The organism is Variovorax sp. S12S4 (assembly GCF_023195515.1).
Lineage (GTDB): Bacteria > Pseudomonadota > Gammaproteobacteria > Burkholderiales > Burkholderiaceae_C > Variovorax.
The window spans coordinates 4407512-4423121 of sequence record NZ_JALPKR020000002.1 but is presented as its reverse complement, the minus strand read 5'-3'; the positions used below and the strand labels follow the sequence as shown (position 1 = coordinate 4423121).

Below are 15610 nucleotides of genomic sequence, written 5' to 3'. Positions count from 1 at the left end.
AGCGTCGATCGGTGAATCAACCGTTCTTGGTCGGCAGCTCGGGCACCGTCGGCGGGTCGCGCTCGAGCGAGGCCACGTCGGTTTCCGGGTCGCCCGGGGCGAGTCCTTCGCTGCTTGGAGAGAGCTTGCGATTGGCCTTCTCGCGGAGCTTCTCTTCCTTTTTCTTCTTCTTGGCCAGCTCCTTCTGGCGCTTTTCGTAGCCGTAATTTGGTGTTGCCACTGCTTCTCCTTGAGGCGAGACAGTCACGGTGACTGTGCGTAGCCTACTGTAAGCGATAACGGTGCAGTCTCAAGGCGCGGGGCCGGCGGGTGTTTCGAACTCGAACACACCTTGCAAACCTGGATAGCGCTGGTCCATGAACCAGCCCATGGCACCGGCGCCGGCCAGCATTGCCAGGACAAGGACCGCAATCATCCAGCCGACGTGTTCGCCCAGCGGCCAGACCAGAAACACGGCCAGTACCGGCAGCAGCGCGGCAAGGGACGAAAGCCACATCCAGCGCCTTGGCGCCAGCATCGGCTCCCAGGTTTGCGGATCGACGCCGGCGTCGATGAACACCTCTGCGGCAAAGCGCAGTCGCGGCCGGGGCTGGGTGGCAAGCCGCAGCAGCAGCGCACGCAACAGTGCGGCGCGGTTGCAAAAGCGCAGCACGCGCGGAGCGTCCATGGTCAGCGCCAAGGGCAGCCTCACATCCATGGTTTCACCACCGCCCGCAGCCCGCTGGAAGACCAGCCGCTTGACGATCGCATCGCTCGAAGTGAATTCGGTTTTCACATCCTGCAGGCCGGCGCGCACGCGGCAGACCTCGCGCCAGGCCACCGCCTGCGGCGACGCCGGATTGCCCCAGCGCATGCCGTCGGCGTCGATCCGGATCGAGCCCTGGTCCACATGCGCAAATTGCCGCAGCAGATACCAGAGGCCGCCGCCCAGACCGGCGAGAAGCGCGAGCACGGCCAGCGCGACGATCCCCTCGTTGCCGTGCAGGTTCGACCAGTCGTCCTGCAGCACCACCGCGGCGGCAAAGGAGAGCGCCATCAGCGCAAAAAGCGCCACCAGCCCGCCCAGCAGGAGCCGCGTGGCGACGAGGTCCGGCACGCCCTCCACCGCTCCATCACGCGCGAGCGCTTCCAGCACGTGCGCGGGAACCTCGAGCACGCGCGGCACGGCGACATGGGTATCCGCTGCGCGTGCCGGCGCCATGCCGCGGGCGGCCGGCGCGGCAATGGACTGGCTCTTGCGATTCTTTCTTGCCATGCGCCTGGGCAAGGCCTACATCTGCAGTAGCGCCTGCTGCAGGTCGGCGCGCAGGTCTTCCACGTCCTCCAGGCCGATCGAGAAGCGCACGAGCGTGCCCTTGTGCGGCCAGGGCGCCACGTTGGCATCGCGCATCAGGCCGATGTCGTAGGGCACCACCAGGCTGACCGGGCCGCCCCATGAGTAGCCGAGACGGAACAGGTTCAGGCTGTCGCAGAAGCGGTCGACCTGTTCGGTGCTGTAGCTCGCATCGAACACGACCGAGAACAGGCCCGCGGCCAGGTCGGTTTCGCCGCAGAGGGCGCGCCAGTTTTCATGGCCCGGCGATTCCTCCAGCGCCGGGTGGAGCACCTGCGCGATCTCTTCGCGGCCGCTGAGCCAGCGTGCCAGTTCGCGCGCGGTGCGGTCATGGGCGGCATAGCGCAGCCCGATGCTGGGCAGCGAGCGCAACAGCGTCTCCACGTCGCCAACGCCCACGCCGAAGCCCATTCGCATGTGGGTGAGCTTGAGCGCACGGTGCAGCCGCTCGTCGCGCGTAGTCACGCTGCCCATCAGTACGTCGCCGCCGCCGCTCGGGTATTTGGTGAGCGCATGCACCGAGATGTCCACGCCCTGCCCGCTGCCGTTGAAATCGAAGGGGGCGAAGGCCAGGCCCGCGCCCCAGGTGTTGTCCAGCGCCGTGACCACGCCGCGGGCGCGGCAGATGTCCACCAGCGCCGGCAGATCGGGAAACTCCATCGTCACCGAACCCGCCGCCTCGACCCAGACGAGCCGCGTACGCTCCGAGAGCTTGGCCTGCAGGTCGGCCGGGTTCATCGCGTCGTACATGCGATGCGTGATGCCGAAGTTGGCCAGCTCGCCGGTGGCCAGCGCCTTGTTGGGGCCGTAGGCGTTGTCGGGAATCAGCACCTCGTCGCCGCTCTTCAGGAAAGCGAAGGCAACCAGCGAGATGGCGGCAAGCCCGCTCGGCACCAGCAGGCATTCGGTGCCGCCTTCGAGGGTGGCCAGGCGTTCCTCGAGCGTGAAGGTGGTCGGCGTGCCGTGCAGGCCGTAGGTGTAGCCGGCCTTGGTCTTCCAGTCACGCGCGCGCATGGCGGCCACGTCGGCGAAGAACACGGTCGAGGCCTTGTAGATGCCCGGCTGCGGCGCGGCGAAGTTGGCGGGGGCTTGTAGGGATGGTGAATCAGGGTCGTGGAGGGCTTGCTCATGGCCCCGATGCTAGCGCGGCGTTTCGCCGCACAATGCGCCGATGGGCAACAGCCTGTTTTTCCCTCACCCGAAAGGCAGCTTCCATGGCCATCCACGAGCTTTTTCCGTATCTCTGCGTCGACAACGCCGGCGCCGCCATCGACTTCTACTGCAAGGTCTTCGAGGTCAAGGAAATCTTCCGGCTGACCGAACCGAGCGGCCGCATCGGGCATGCGGAACTCGACTTCCACAACGGTGCGATCCTGATGCTTTCAGACGAGTTCGCCGAATACAACATCCACAGCGCCAGGACGCTAGGCGGCACCGCGGTCACGCTGCATCTGCACGTGGACGATGCCGATGCCGTGGTGGCGCGGGCCGTCGAGGCCGGTGCCACGCTCGACATGGCGCCGCAGGACCAGTTCTATGGCGAGCGATCGGGCGTGTTCCGCGATCCGTTCGGGCATCGCTGGAACGTGGGCCACAGCATCGAGAAGCTGACGCCTGAAGAGATGCAGCGTCGCTACACCGCGATGTTCGATTCCGGCGGAGCGTAGGCACCGGTCGCACTGGGTTTCCGAGAGGTTTACCCGTTCACCGTTGGGCGCCGATGCTCGCGCTTTCTCGCTGCGCCTACTTCCTTCGAGATGGACGAGACCACGGTCGCCCACTCTTCGGCCGTGAGCAGCAGCGCGGTTTGCGAATGCAGGAGCGTGTCTTCCTTGTCCAGATGCGTGGACATGAACTGCCGGTGCTGCCGCAACAGGGCGCCGGCCTGCCCGGCCGCATCGGTGTCGCCGGACCGGGCGCGCTCGAGCAGCAGCCGCGCCTGCGAGATGAGGCCGTTGCAGCACTCGCTCTCGGCATCGAGCTGCTCAAGGAGCTCGTCGGCTTCGCGCGACCTGCCGCGAAGTATGTTCAGCATGACAACGCCTTTGGGGCGATGCGTGTTTTCTTCGAAGGCCCGAAGCCGCTCGATGATCTCGATGGCGGACGTTGCGCGTTGCCGAACGCTCGCCTCGCCCCCCGCCTTCATCGCCTCGCGGAGGCAATCCAGCAATTCCCGGGTGCGAACGTGCTCGGCGCGCAAGATGGCCCACGCGCATTCGGCTGCCAACATGCCTGACTCCTTTGGAGCCGCTGACGGCTCCAAAACTGCCTGTGAACTTCAAGTTTTAACGCTATCGTTCTACATCGTTGCAGCGGGGACTGCAAGCCGTGGCGGCGCATACGCGCCGTGCGCCTACATGCCGGGGAACCTGGGGAACTGATGAGTTGCAGCCCCCGGGGCCGCTATCAGTTCAGACCGACCACTTCTCGAGCAGCTTTTCAGGCCCGAGCGAGTCGTAGCCTTCGAAGGGCTGGTGAATCCAGGGGTTGGTCGCGAGGTATTCGACCGAGTAGTCGGGCGTGAATGTCGACAGCGCCTTGGTCCAGAGCACGGCGCTGCGCAGCTCGGTAATCGGTGCGTAGTTGTTGCGCAGCATGTCCATCACCGCGTGCAGCGTGTGACCCGAATCGGCGAGGTCGTCCACAAGCAGCACCTTGCCGGCGATCTCGCCCTTGGGCGTGGTGATGTAGCGGGCGATGTCGAGGTGGCCCTGCACCGTGCCGGCGTCGGCGCGGTACGAGCTGGTCGACATGATGGCGAGCGGCTTGTCGAAGATGCGCGAAAGCACGTCGCCCGGACGCATGCCGCCGCGCGCAAGGCAAAGAATGGTGTCGAACTCCCAGCCCGACTGATGCACCTTGATCGCGAGCTTCTCGATCAGGTTGTGGTACTCGTCGTAGCTGACGTAGAGATGTTTGCCGTCTTCGGTCAACATGGTCTGGTTCGTTCCTGTTCAGTCGGCGAGATAAGGGTGGCGCATCATGATCGTGTGATCGCGGTCGGGGCTGGTCGACACCATATGGATCGGCACGCCCGTGATCTGCTCGATGCGCTGCAGGTAGAGCCGCGCATTGACGGGCAGCTTGTCGTACTGCGTGACGCCGACGGTGCTTTCGCTCCAGCCTTCGAGGGTTTCGTAGATGGGCGTGCAGCGTTCGATTTCGTCCGCGCCCATCGGCAGGATGTCGGTGATCTCGCCGTCGAGTTCGTAGCCGGTGCACAGCTCGAGCTTTTCGAGGCCGTCCAGTACGTCGAGCTTGGTGATGCACAGGCCCGACAGGCCGTTGACCTGCGCCGAGCGCTTGAGCAGCGCGGCATCGAACCAGCCGCAGCGGCGGCTGCGGCCGGTGGTCACACCCTTTTCGGCGCCCACGGTGCTCATGTGATAGCCGGGCGTGCCCGGCGTCGCCCAGTCGAGCTCGGTTGGGAACGGACCGCCGCCCACGCGCGTGCAGTAGGCCTTGGTGATGCCCAGGATGTAGTGCAGCATGCCCGGGCCCACGCCCGAACCGGCGGCGGCATTGCCGGCCACGCAGTTGCTCGAGGTGACGTACGGGTAGGTGCCGTGGTCGACGTCGAGCAGCGTGCCTTGCGCGCCTTCGAACAGCAGGTTGGCGCCGGCCTTGTGCGCGTCGTTCAGTTCGCGCGACACGTCGGCCATCATCGGCTTGAGCAGTGCCGCATGGCGCATGGCCTCGTCGAACACCAGGTCGAAGTCGATGGCGGGCGCGCCGAGCACCTGGGTCAGCACATGGTTGTGCAAGTCGAGCAGCACGCGCAGCTTGGTGGCAAAGCGTTCGGGGTGCTTCAGGTCTTGCACGCGCAGCGCACGGCGGGCAATCTTGTCTTCGTAGGCCGGGCCGATGCCGCGGCCGGTGGTGCCGATCTTCTCGACGCCACCCTTTTCGCGGTAGGTCTCGCGCGCGATGTCGAGCGCGGCATGGAACGGCAGGATCAGCGGGCAGGCCTCGCTGATGCGCAGGCGCGAACGCACTTCGACGCCGGCTTTCTCCAGGCCTTCGATTTCCTCGAAGAGCTTGGCCGCCGACAGCACCACGCCGTTGCCGATGTAGCACTTGACGCCCGGGCGCATGATGCCGCTCGGGATCAGGTGCAACGCGGTTTTCACACCGTTGATGACCAGCGTGTGGCCCGCGTTGTGGCCGCCCTGGAAGCGGACCACGCCCTGGGCGCTTTCCGTCAGCCAGTCGACCAGCTTGCCCTTGCCTTCGTCGCCCCACTGGGTACCGACGACGACCACGTTTCTTCCGGTGGTTACGCTCATGCTCGTTCCATTACTTCAAAAATTCAGATGGCTCGGACTTGCCACTGCCCTGCTTGCTCGACGAGCTCACGGTCGCAATGGAATTCATCGATTTCGCTGCCGTGGCCGGGCAGTACGCAGACCACGGTTTCGCCGGCCTTGCGCAGCCCCGCAATGGCCTGGCGCAGGCCGGCGGCATCGCTCCACGGTGCACGGATGGCAGCGCGCAGCGGCTGTGCCGGCAGCACGCCGACGAGCTCGCGCACGTCGAGGCTGAAGCCGACCGCGGGGCGGTTGCGGCCGAACACGGCACCGACTTCGTCGTAGCGGCCGCCGCGCACCAGCGCATCGGCCGCGCCCGGCACATAGATGCCGAAGCGCATGCCGCTGTAGTAGGCATAGCCGCGCAAGTCGGCCAGGTCGAAGCTGATCTGCCGCCCCGAATCGCCCTGCAGGCTGTCAGCAAGCTGCTTCAGTCCGGCGAGCGCCGCGCTCACGGCGGGAGTGCCCTTGAGGGCCTTGGCGGCCTCGTCGAGCACCGACGCATCGCCATACAGCTGGACCAGGGCGCGCAAGCCGTCGCGAGATGGCGCCGGGAAGTTGCGCGTGAGCGCATGCAGCTCGCTTGCATCCTTGGCGACGAGGGCCGCATGCACGCGCGCCAGCACCGAGGCATCGACCGGCACGCCGGCAAACAGCGCCCGCACGATGCGTGCGTCCGCCAGGTCGACGATCAGGCCATTGCCGATGCCGGCCGCCTGAAGGCAGTCGAGTGCCAGCAGCAGGGTTTCGGTGTCGGCTTCGAGCCCGGCATGGCCGTAGATTTCAGCGCCGAACTGCAGCGGCTCGCGCGTGGCGTGCGGCCGATCCGGGCGGGTATGGAGCACAGGGCCGCAGTAGCACAGGCGGGCCACGCCCTCGCGGTTCAGCAAGTGGGCGTCGATGCGCGCCACCTGGGGCGGTGGTGTCGGCACGCAGGCCCATGCTGCGGCCGGAGAGCTGGTCGACGAGCTTGAAGGTTTGGAGGTCGAGCGCCTCGCCGGTGCCCGACAGCAACGACTCGAGGTGCTCGAGCAGCGGCGGCATCACCAGCTCGTAGCCATAGCCACGGGCGGTATCGAGCAGCTGGCGTCGAAGTTCTTCGATGTGGCGCGCCTCGGAAGGCAGCACATCGGCAATGTGATCCGGGAGGACCCAGGCGGACATGGGGATCGGGGGCGTGGTTAAACCGGGATTCTACCGGGCCGAGCTACCCCAAAACCCAAAGGAGGAGCAAACCCAGCAAGATGCTGCAAAGTCCGAAGAAACGCAGCTGTCCGTCGCGCAGCTGCATCAGCTGGCCGAAGCCGCGCCGCCACCCGCCCGGCGACACGAAAGGCAGGATGCCTTCGATCACCAGCACGAGCGCCAGCGCGCTCCAGAAGATCTCGGCGCTCACGACGAAGCCGGTCGCCGGATCAGCGGCGCGGCGCGTTGCCTGCTGGCGTGCCGGCGCTCTGCATGGCGCGGAAGAAGTCGGACGACGGGTCGAGCACCATCACGTCGCTCTTCTTGTTGAAGCTCTGCTTGTAGGCTTCTAGGCTGCGGTAGAACTGGGCGAACTGCGCATCGCGGCCAAAGGCCTCGCTGTAGGCGGCGGCAGCCTGGGCATCGCCCTCGCCCTTGATCTTCTGGGCGTCGCGGTATGCATTGGCCACGATCACTTCGCGCTGGCGGTCGGCGTCGGCGCGGATCTTTTCGCCTTCGGCAAAACCGGTAGAACGCAGTTCGTTGGCAACGCGCTTGCGCTCGGCCTCCATGCGGCGGTAGACCGATTCGGTGATTGCTTCCACATAGTCGACACGCGTGATGCGCACGTCGATCACGTCCACGCCCCAGGGCTTGGCGCCCTTCACCACGGCCAACACTTCGCGCTGCACGTCGGCCATGAGGGCTTCGCGGCGCACGGAGATCAGGTCGCGCACGGTGCGCTTGTTGATGTTTTCCTGGAAGGCGTTGCGAACCACGCGATTGAGCTGCGTGGCGCCCGCGCTCTCGTCGAGGCCGACGTTGCGGATGTAGGCCTGCGGATCGGTGATGCGCCAGCGCACATACCAGTCGATCACCACGCGCTGCTTCTCGGCCGTGAGCATGGGCTCGGTGTCGAGGCTGGACAGCGTGAGCAGCCGCTTATCGATGTACGAGACGTTCTGCAGCGGCGGCGGCAGCTTGAAATGCAGGCCCGGCTCGGTAATGACCTGCTTGATCTGCCCCAGGGCGTACACCACGCCGAACTGGCGCTGGTCGACCACGAAGAGGGTCGAGCTCAGCAGCACCAGCAGCACGAGGATCGACGAGGCGATGAATCCGATTCTGTTCATGTTCTTCTTAGCCTTTTCAACGCACGTCGCGGTCGCGCGAACGGCCGTCGCGGGCGCGGTTGTCGCCGGCGGCGGGGGCCACGGGAATCACCGAGGACTGGGCGGGCGCGGTACCGGCCACGCTGGGGCTGGCTGCATCGACGGGCGTTGCCTGGTTGTTGCCGCTCGCCTGCATGAGCTTGTCGAGCGGCAGGTACAGCAGGTTGGAGCCTTGCTTGGTGTCGACCAGCACCTTGGTGGTGCTGGCGTAGATCTGCTGCATGGCGTCGGTGTACATGCGGTCGCGCGTGACCTGCGGTGCCTTCTGGTATTCGGCCAGCACGGCGGCGAAGCGGCCGGCATCACCTTGCGCCTGCGCGACGATGCGCGCCTTGTACGCCTCGGACTCTTCCTTCAGGCGCGATGCGGTACCCGTTGCACGCGGCACCACGTCGTTGGCATAGGCCTGGGCTTCGTTCTTGGCGCGCTCGCGTTCCTGTCCGGCCTTGAGCACGTCATCGAACGCGGCTTGCACCTGCTCCGGCGGTCGCACGCCGCCCTGCTGCAAGTTGATGTTGACCACCTCGACACCGACCTTGTAGCGGTCGAGGATGGTCTGCATCAGCGTACGCACGCGGGGCGCGATCTGGTCGCGCTCCTCGGCCAAGGCCGCATCCATCTTCATCTTGCCGACCACCTCGCGCACGGCGGTTTCGGCCACCTGCACTACGGTTTCGGTGGGCGACTTGCTTTCGTACAGGTAGGCGCGTGCGTCGCTCAGGCGGTACTGCACGGCAAACTTGATTTCGACGATGTTCTCGTCCTCGGTCAGCATGGCCGACTCGCGCAGGCCGGTCGAGCGCACGATGGCGTCGCGGCCCACGTCGGTGGAACGGATCTGCGTGACCACGACCACTTCGTGGCGCTGGATCGGGTAAGGCAGGCGCCAGTTGAAGCCCGCACCCACGGTCGCCTTGTAGCGGCCGAACTGGGTAACCACGGCCTGCTGGCCTTCGTTCACGATGAAGAAGCCGGTACCCAGCCAGATGAGAACGGCCACGATGGCCACGAGGCCGATGCCGAAGCCCGCATTCTTCATGTCGGGCCTGTAGCCGTTGCCGCCGCCATCGTTGCCGCTCGGGCGATTGCCGCCGCCCTTGCCGCCGAAGAAGCCGCCCAGCTTGCGATTGAGGTCGCGCCAGAGTTCGTCCAGATCCGGCGGCCCCTGGTTGGGGCCCTGCCCGCGAGGGCGGTTGCCGTTGTTCTGGTTGCTGTTGCCCGAAGGCGGGGGCGTCAGGGCGCCCGGTGGGTCTGCGTCGGGAGGTCGGTTGCCGGTCGGGCGGTCGCCGTTGGATGCGGGCTCATCGCCACGCCCCCACCGGCCATCGTTCAGGTTGAACATGCCCAGAAACCCTCTCCACGCTGGCTTTGCATTCATTCGCTTCGTTCTCTTGTCAGTGGCGGGATTGTGCCCAATCAATTGGCGGTATCGTGCAATTCAGTGTCGGCCTCTGGGGTCATCGTATCGCCCACGGAACCCGACCGGCGGGCCAGCTCGGCCCGCAGCAGGGGAACGCCCTCGCCGCTTCGCGCGCTCAGGAAGATACGCGGAACCTGCACGCCGTCGATTTCTATCTCGTCCTGCAGATGCAGCGGATGTTGCGCGGTTTCAAGAGCATCGAGCTTGTTGAACACCAGAAGCTGCGGAACGGCATCGGCCCCGATGTCGCGGAGAACCGATTGAACCTCGGCCATCTGCTCGGGGAAATGCGGGTTGGAGGCATCGACCACGTGTAGCAGCAAGTCGGCATCGACCGCCTCTTGCAAGGTGGCCTTGAACGCGTCGACCAGGCCGTGAGGCAGGTCGCGAATGAAGCCGACGGTGTCCGAAATGGAAACCTGCCGGCGGGCGTCGCCCAGGTACAGGTTGCGCGTGGTGGTGTCGAGCGTTGCAAAAAGCTGGTCGGCCGCATACGCGCGGGCCTTCACCAGCGCGTTGAACAGCGAAGACTTGCCTGCATTGGTGTAGCCCACGAGCGAGATGTTGAAGGTCTCGCGGCGCTCACGCTGGCGGCGCTGCGTTCCGCGCTGCTTCTGCACCTTGGCGAGGCGATCGCGCGTGCGCTTGATCGATTCGCTGATCATCCGGCGGTCGAGTTCGATCTGCTTTTCGCCGGGGCCGCCGCGCACACCCGCACCGCCCGTCTGGCGCTCCAGGTGGGACCAGCGGCGAACCAGGCGCGTGCTGAGATATTGCAGCCGCGCCAGTTCGACCTGCAGCTTGCCCTCATGGGAGCGGGCCCGCTGCGCGAAGATTTCGAGAATGAGGAAGGTGCGGTCGTACACCGCCACATCGAGCTGACGCTCGAGATTGCGCTGCTGCGCGGGGCTCAGCGACTGGTCGAAGATGACCTCGCTGGCCTGGTGCATCGCAGCCAGTTCCTTGATTTCATCGGCTTTGCCGCTTCCGACGAAGAGCGCTGCGTCGGGCGCCTTGCGCTTGCAGATGAGTCGGGCGACAGGTTCCAGGCCCGCGGTCTGCGCAAGCAGGCCGAGTTCCTCGAGTTCGCTGTCGAAATGGGGCAGCCCGAAATCGACGCCGACGAGAACGGCGGCGCCTTCCTGGCGGGAGTTCAGTTCAGACAAGCGGGATCAATATGGAAAAAGCGCGGCGGGGATACCGCCGCGCTCCGCGCGATCAGGCTGCAGCGTCGTCGTTCTCGGCAGCCGAGAAGTTGACGGCACGACCCGGCACGATAGTGGAAATGGCGTGCTTGTAGACCATTTGTGTCACCGTGTTGCGAAGCAACACGACGTACTGGTCGAAAGACTCGATCTGGCCCTGCAGCTTGATACCGTTCACCAAATAAATGGAGACCGGCACATGCTCGCGACGCAGGGTGTTCAGAAACGGGTCTTGTAGAAGTTGCCCTTTATTGCTCACGATATTCTCCGTGTTCAAGAGTAGTTGTTGGAGAGATGACCTTAACACAGCGTTTCTGCGCCGCAGCAGGCGGGGTCAAAAGCCTTTGAAAAATAACGTCTCTCAAAAGGCGGAACTTCCGGCGCAGCCGCAGCTCATTGGCTGCCATCGGTCGGCAAGCGCGCTCAGTCGTCCTTGTCCGCAAAGGGATTCTGCGAGCTTTTGAACTGGATGCGCAAGGGCGTGCCCACGAGGTCGAATTCCTTGCGGAAGCGCCCTTCGAGAAAGCGCTTGTACGCCTCGGTCACGTGCTCCAGCGAATTGCCGTGGATGATGATCACCGGCGGATTCATGCCGCCTTGGTGCGCATAACGCAACTTGGGGCGGAACATGCCCGCGCGCTTGGGCGACTGGAACTGCACCGCCTCCAGCAGCAGCCGGGTCAGCACAGGCGTGGACATCTTGCGGGTGGCCGACTTGTGGGCCTGCGCAATCGCCTGCCACACCGGGCCGAGACCCTGGCGCTTGATGGCCGAGATGAAATGCAGCGATGCGAACTTGAGGAACGGCAGGCGGGTTTCGATCTGGCGCTGAATCTGCTCGCGCTGATAGCTGTCGACCGCGTCCCACTTGTTGATGGCAATCACCACCGCCCGCCCGCTCTCGAGGATGTAGCCGGCAATGTGCGCGTCCTGGTCGGTCACGCCCTGCGTGGCATCGAGCAGCAGCAGCACGACGTTGGCCGATTCGATGGCCTGCAGCGTCTTGACCACCGAGAACTTCTCGATCGCCTCGAACACCTTGCCCTTGCGGCGCAGGCCAGCCGTGTCGATGAGCTCGAAGCGCTGGCCATTGCGCTCGAACGGCACCGAAATGGCGTCGCGCGTGGTGCCCGGCATGTCGAAGGCCACCAGGCGCTCTTCGCCAAGCCAGGTGTTGATCAGCGTGGACTTGCCCACGTTCGGCCGCCCGGCCACTGCAAGCTTGATCGGCTTGTTGACGTCGTCTTCGTCGGTGTCGTCTTCGGGATCGGGCAGGTTGAGCGGCGCGAGCGCCAGTTCGACCAGGTCGCGCATGCCCTGCCCGTGCGCCGCGGAAACGCCGTGCACGTCGCCAAAGCCCAGCTCGTAGAAATCGACGAGCTTGGTGCCGTCATGCATGCCTTCGGCCTTGTTGGCCGCCAGCACGCACGGCTTGCCCAGCCTGCGCAATTCGTTGGCAATGTCGTGGTCTTGCGCCGAAAGGCCTTCGCGCGCGTCGACCACGAAGATCACCACGTCGGCCTCAGCCACGGCCTGCCGCGTCTGCTTGGCCATTTCCTTGTAGATGCCGCTGCCGGCATCGGGCTCGAAGCCGCCGGTGTCGATCACGATGAACTCGTGCTTGCCCAGGCGGCCGTTGCCGTAGTGGCGGTCGCGCGTGAGCCCCGCAAAGTCGGCAACGATGGCGTCGCGCGTCTGCGTGAGGCGGTTGAAAAGGGTCGACTTGCCGACGTTGGGACGCCCGACCAGGGCCACGACCGGCTTCATGGCCGGCCTTTCATTGGCGCGGTTTTCATGGGCGGGCCTTCGAGAAAGTTATTCAGGGCGATAGCCAAACACACCGCCGTTGGCCGTCACGACGACAACCGTATTGCCGGCCATCACCGGGGTTACGCCAATGGCGGAGCCGTCGGGCGTGACGCGATTGAGCAGTGCGCCGTCTTCGCGCGAGACAAAGTGCAGCGTTCCGGTGCTTTCGCCGATGACGAGCGAACGTCCCACGGCCAGCGGGCCGGTCAGGACGCGGTTCCTGAAGCGGGTCGACTGCCAGGCGCGCTCGCCGTCGGCGCGGCGCCAGGCCGTGACGCTGCCGTCCGATTCGGTGCCGTACACAAAGCTTTCGTCACCGCTCACGCCCTCGGCGCCGGAAGCCGGCTTGGTCCAGAGCAGCTGGCCGCGAACGGTGTCGACGCATCCGACGTTGGCGTAATAAGCCCGGGCGCACACGGTGTCGCCGACACGGCTCACGCTACCGGTCAGGTCGACCAGGCGCTCGACGTCGTTGGTGCCGCGCGGCGCGGCAATCGGCGCTTCCCAGCGCGAGGTGCCGTTGCCCGGGTTCATGCCGACCAGGCGGCCGCCGATGCCCGACACCAACGTATCGCCCACCGCAATCAGCACGCCCGATTTCTTGAGCACGAGGTTTTCGGCGGTGCGCTGCTGCAGCCACAGGCGGCGGCCGCTCTGGCCGTCCCAGGCGCTGATGCTGCGGTCGGCTGTTTGCACGAAGACACGCCGGCCAGCCACCAGCGGTGCGGTAAAGGCCTGGGCCGAGAGGCGCTGCTTCCAGAGGACCTTGCCGGCTTCGATGGCGACCAGTTCATTGTCGGCGGTGACGACGGCGGCCAGCGACCCGTCGCTGCCGACGCCTGCCGCCAGCTTGGCGCCGACGTTGCCGCGCCAGGTTTCGCGCCCGGCACGGGCATCGATGGCCACCACGGTGCCGTCGGTACCTGCCACGGTCACGATGTCGCCGCTGACATCGACCGCGAGCGGGAAGCTCACGGCCGGGATGCGCACGCTCCAGGCCTGCCGGACCCCGAACAGGCCCGGGTTTGGCGGCAGTTCGGCGGGCTTGGGCTTGCTGGTGCCCGAGCAGGCCGCCAGCATTGCTACCAAAACAATAGCCGAACCCGCACGCAGGACAGACGACTCAGGCATGAAACGCTTGAAATTCATAATGCGATGCGATCAGGATTTTTGGGGGGCTGCCGGCGTGACCGTGATCACGGGTGCCAGGCTTTTCGGATCGACGCCGGAGGCATTGAGCTTGAATTCGACGAGACGCCGGTAGTCGGACGTCGCGCCAAGACCGGTCCAGGCCTTGCGGTATTCGGCTTGCGCTTCGTTGCGCTTGCCCTGGGCCATGTAGATATCGCCCTTGCGATCTGCCACGAGAGGCTCGAATTCCTTGGGCACATCGCCAGAGAGTTGCTTCAGCGCTTCGTCGTACGACTTGCTGTCGAGCAGTTCGGCCGCCAGCCGGAGCTTGGCAACCGCCTTGTAGCCCGGATCGACAGCGCTTTCGGCGACCCAGCCGAGGGCTGCGCGCGAAGCGTCCAGATTGCCCTTCTCGTACAGCGCCTTGGCGGCAAGAAGGCCGGCCTGCTGCGCATAGGCCGTCTTGGCGAAGCGTTCCTTCATGTCGGCCAGCACGCGCTGGATGCGTTCCACGTCGCCGGACTGCGCGCTGCGCTCGACCTCGTCGTAGAGCGCCGCGGCTTGCGCCGCCTTGCTGCGCTGGAAATACTGCCAGCCGTTCCACGCCACGAAGGCTCCGGCCACAAGCAATACCACCCAAGTGATCAGGGTGCCGTAGGTGTTCCAGAAATGCTTGAGCTGGTCGAGCTGTTCCTGTTCGTCGAGATCGAGATGGGTTGCCATGCGTATCAGGTGTTGGGAGCCGGCGATTGTAGGGTGGCGGCCCAGGTGGCCACTTCGGCAAGAGCGCGGGCGCTCTGCGCACCGCTTCCGTCGCGCAACGACTTGAGAGTCACTTCCCCGCGCGCAAGTTCATCGGCGCCGAAAATCAGCGCGTAGGTAGCGCCGCTGGCGTCGGCTTTCTTCATCTGCGCCTTGAAGCTGCTGAGCCCGTCCGCAGTGGCCGCATGCATCTGCACGCTGACACCCGACTCGCGCAACTGCTGCAGGGTACGCAACACCACGGGCATCGACGCGGCGTCGGGCACCACGGCATAGGCATCGGGCGCCGGCGCAGCAACCTCGGCGCCCTGCTCCTTCAGCAGATCGAGCACCCGTTCGATGCCCATTGCCCATCCCACGGCCGGCGCCGGCTTGCCGCCGATCTGCGCAATCAGGTCGTCGTAGCGGCCGCCTGCACACACTGTGCCCTGCGACCCCAGCCGGTCGGTCACGAACTCGAACACGCTGAGGTTGTAGTAGTCGAGCCCGCGCACCAGACGCGGGTTGATCGTGAATGCGATGTCGTTGGCCTTAAGGATGGCTTGCAGTCCCTCGAAGTGCGCAAGCGATTCAGCCCCGAGAAAGTCGATCAGCTTCGGTGCCGATTCGACCACGTCCTTCATCGCCGGATTCTTGGTGTCGAGAATGCGCAGCGGATTGCTGTGCAGGCGCCGCTTGCCGTCCTCGTCGAGCTTGTCGGCATGCTTCTCGAAATGGGCTATGAGCTGGGCGCGGTGCAGCGCGCGCTCGGCGGGTTGGCCCAGGCTGTTGAGTTCGAGCCGCACGTCGGTCAAGCCGATGGCCTTCCACAGCGCGTTGGCCAGCAGGATCAGCTCCGCGTCGACGTCAGGGCCTGCAAAGCCCAGGGCTTCCGCGCCGATCTGGTGGAACTGCCGGAACCGCCCGCGCTGCACGTTCTCGCGGCGGAACATCGGCCCGGTGTACCAGAGCCGCTTGGGGCCTTCGTACAGCATGTTGTGCTCGATTACGGCGCGCACCAGTCCGGCCGTGTTCTCGGGGCGCATGGTCAAATGTTCGAACTTGCCGTGCTTGTCGGCGCGATCTTCAAAGGAGTACATCTCCTTCTCGACGATGTCGGTGACCTCGCCGATCCCGCGCACGAACAGAGCCGTGCGCTCCAGGATCGGCGTGCGCACGTTGCGGTATGCAAAGCGCCCCATCAGGTCGCGCACGGTGGCCTCCAGCCACTCCCAGCGCGCCGATTCGGGCGGCAATATGTCGTTCATGCCTTTGACGGCATTCAATTTTTCAGCCATGAGTCTGCG

The 15610-nt window shown here is 65.5% G+C and carries 15 protein-coding genes and 2 pseudogenes; 1 reads left to right on the top strand and 16 read right to left on the bottom strand.

The genetic code is table 11. From position 1 onward, the window contains the following. Positions 1–16 precede the first annotated feature (16 nt). From M0765_RS21760 to M0765_RS21750, 3 genes and pseudogenes are all read right to left on the bottom strand, one after another. The gene (locus tag M0765_RS21760) at positions 17–220 is read right to left on the bottom strand and encodes a hypothetical protein (RefSeq protein ID WP_126747299.1); all 204 of its coding nucleotides are present in this window, start codon (positions 218–220) and stop codon (positions 17–19) included. 69 nt (positions 221–289) lie between these two features. Next, complete coding sequence (locus M0765_RS21755; RefSeq protein ID WP_258505865.1) at positions 290–1255, bottom strand: hypothetical protein; 966 nt, start codon at positions 1253–1255, stop codon at positions 290–292. 15 nt (positions 1256–1270) lie between these two features. Beyond that, positions 1271–2463 (bottom strand): annotated as a pseudogene (locus M0765_RS21750) (PLP-dependent transferase). A gap of 84 nt (positions 2464–2547) precedes the next feature. Between M0765_RS21750 and M0765_RS21745 the strand changes: the two are divergent. Further along, complete coding sequence (locus M0765_RS21745; protein ID WP_258505864.1) at positions 2548–3000, top strand: VOC family protein; 453 nt, start codon at positions 2548–2550, stop codon at positions 2998–3000. Positions 3001–3029: 29 nt separating this feature from the next. On the opposite strand, the gene M0765_RS21740 is transcribed toward M0765_RS21745, so the two are convergent. The 13 genes and pseudogenes from M0765_RS21740 to hisS form a co-directional block, all read right to left on the bottom strand. Beyond that, positions 3030–3533, bottom strand: coding sequence for a hemerythrin domain-containing protein (locus M0765_RS21740; protein ID WP_258505863.1), 504 nt, complete (start codon positions 3531–3533; stop codon positions 3030–3032). Between the two features lie 211 nt (positions 3534–3744). Next, positions 3745–4269, bottom strand: a complete 525-nt coding sequence (locus M0765_RS21735) for a phosphoribosyltransferase (protein ID WP_258505861.1) — start codon at positions 4267–4269, stop codon at positions 3745–3747. 18 nt (positions 4270–4287) lie between these two features. Beyond that, positions 4288–5619: an adenylosuccinate synthase gene (locus tag M0765_RS21730; protein WP_258505860.1), complete on the bottom strand. Its 1332-nt coding sequence runs from the start codon at positions 5617–5619 to the stop codon at positions 4288–4290. A gap of 23 nt (positions 5620–5642) precedes the next feature. Then, positions 5643–6804: pseudogene (locus tag M0765_RS21725) on the bottom strand (ATP phosphoribosyltransferase regulatory subunit). A 43-nt stretch (positions 6805–6847) separates the two neighbouring features. Next, positions 6848–7036, bottom strand: a complete 189-nt coding sequence (locus tag M0765_RS21720; RefSeq protein ID WP_126747290.1) for a DUF2065 domain-containing protein — start codon at positions 7034–7036, stop codon at positions 6848–6850. A gap of 19 nt (positions 7037–7055) precedes the next feature. After that, entirely contained in the window at positions 7056–7958 is a 903-nt protein-coding gene (gene hflC, locus M0765_RS21715) for a protease modulator HflC (protein ID WP_126747289.1), read from the bottom strand. Between the two features lie 16 nt (positions 7959–7974). Continuing rightward, complete coding sequence (hflK, locus tag M0765_RS21710) at positions 7975–9339, bottom strand: FtsH protease activity modulator HflK (RefSeq protein ID WP_342456075.1); 1365 nt, start codon at positions 9337–9339, stop codon at positions 7975–7977. A 74-nt stretch (positions 9340–9413) separates the two neighbouring features. Continuing rightward, the gene (gene hflX / locus M0765_RS21705; protein ID WP_258505858.1) at positions 9414–10583 is read right to left on the bottom strand and encodes a GTPase HflX; all 1170 of its coding nucleotides are present in this window, start codon (positions 10581–10583) and stop codon (positions 9414–9416) included. Between the two features lie 52 nt (positions 10584–10635). Then, positions 10636–10881: an RNA chaperone Hfq gene (gene hfq / locus M0765_RS21700; protein ID WP_012747311.1), complete on the bottom strand. Its 246-nt coding sequence runs from the start codon at positions 10879–10881 to the stop codon at positions 10636–10638. A gap of 164 nt (positions 10882–11045) precedes the next feature. Next, positions 11046–12389, bottom strand: a complete 1344-nt coding sequence (gene der, locus M0765_RS21695; protein ID WP_126747287.1) for a ribosome biogenesis GTPase Der — start codon at positions 12387–12389, stop codon at positions 11046–11048. A gap of 48 nt (positions 12390–12437) precedes the next feature. Then, positions 12438–13580, bottom strand: a complete 1143-nt coding sequence (bamB, locus tag M0765_RS21690) for an outer membrane protein assembly factor BamB (RefSeq protein ID WP_258505857.1) — start codon at positions 13578–13580, stop codon at positions 12438–12440. 12 nt (positions 13581–13592) lie between these two features. Continuing rightward, on the bottom strand, positions 13593–14285 hold the full coding sequence (locus tag M0765_RS21685; protein WP_126747285.1) for a YfgM family protein: 693 nt from the start codon (positions 14283–14285) through the stop codon (positions 13593–13595). Positions 14286–14290: 5 nt separating this feature from the next. Beyond that, a complete protein-coding gene (gene hisS, locus M0765_RS21680) occupies positions 14291–15601 on the bottom strand; it encodes a histidine--tRNA ligase (protein ID WP_258505856.1) in 1311 nt (436 codons plus the stop codon). Between the last annotated feature and the right edge of the window lie 9 nt (positions 15602–15610).

Excerpts from the sequence above, each read along its gene's own strand:
- M0765_RS21755 (WP_258505865.1), bottom strand. The coding sequence starts at position 1,255 with ATGGCAAGAAAGAATCGCAAGAGCCAGTCCATTGCCGCGCCGGCCGCC.
- M0765_RS21745 (WP_258505864.1), top strand. The coding sequence starts at position 2,548 with ATGGCCATCCACGAGCTTTTTCCGTATCTCTGCGTCGACAACGCCGGC.
- M0765_RS21735 (WP_258505861.1), bottom strand. The coding sequence starts at position 4,269 with ATGTTGACCGAAGACGGCAAACATCTCTACGTCAGCTACGACGAGTAC.
- M0765_RS21730 (WP_258505860.1), bottom strand. The coding sequence starts at position 5,619 with ATGAGCGTAACCACCGGAAGAAACGTGGTCGTCGTCGGTACCCAGTGG.
- hflC (WP_126747289.1), bottom strand. The coding sequence starts at position 7,958 with ATGAACAGAATCGGATTCATCGCCTCGTCGATCCTCGTGCTGCTGGTG.
- hflK (WP_342456075.1), bottom strand. The coding sequence starts at position 9,339 with ATGTTCAACCTGAACGATGGCCGGTGGGGGCGTGGCGATGAGCCCGCA.
- der (WP_126747287.1), bottom strand. The coding sequence starts at position 12,389 with ATGAAGCCGGTCGTGGCCCTGGTCGGGCGTCCCAACGTCGGCAAGTCG.
- bamB (WP_258505857.1), bottom strand. The coding sequence starts at position 13,580 with ATGAATTTCAAGCGTTTCATGCCTGAGTCGTCTGTCCTGCGTGCGGGT.
- M0765_RS21685 (WP_126747285.1), bottom strand. The coding sequence starts at position 14,285 with ATGGCAACCCATCTCGATCTCGACGAACAGGAACAGCTCGACCAGCTC.
- hisS (WP_258505856.1), bottom strand. The coding sequence starts at position 15,601 with ATGGCTGAAAAATTGAATGCCGTCAAAGGCATGAACGACATATTGCCG.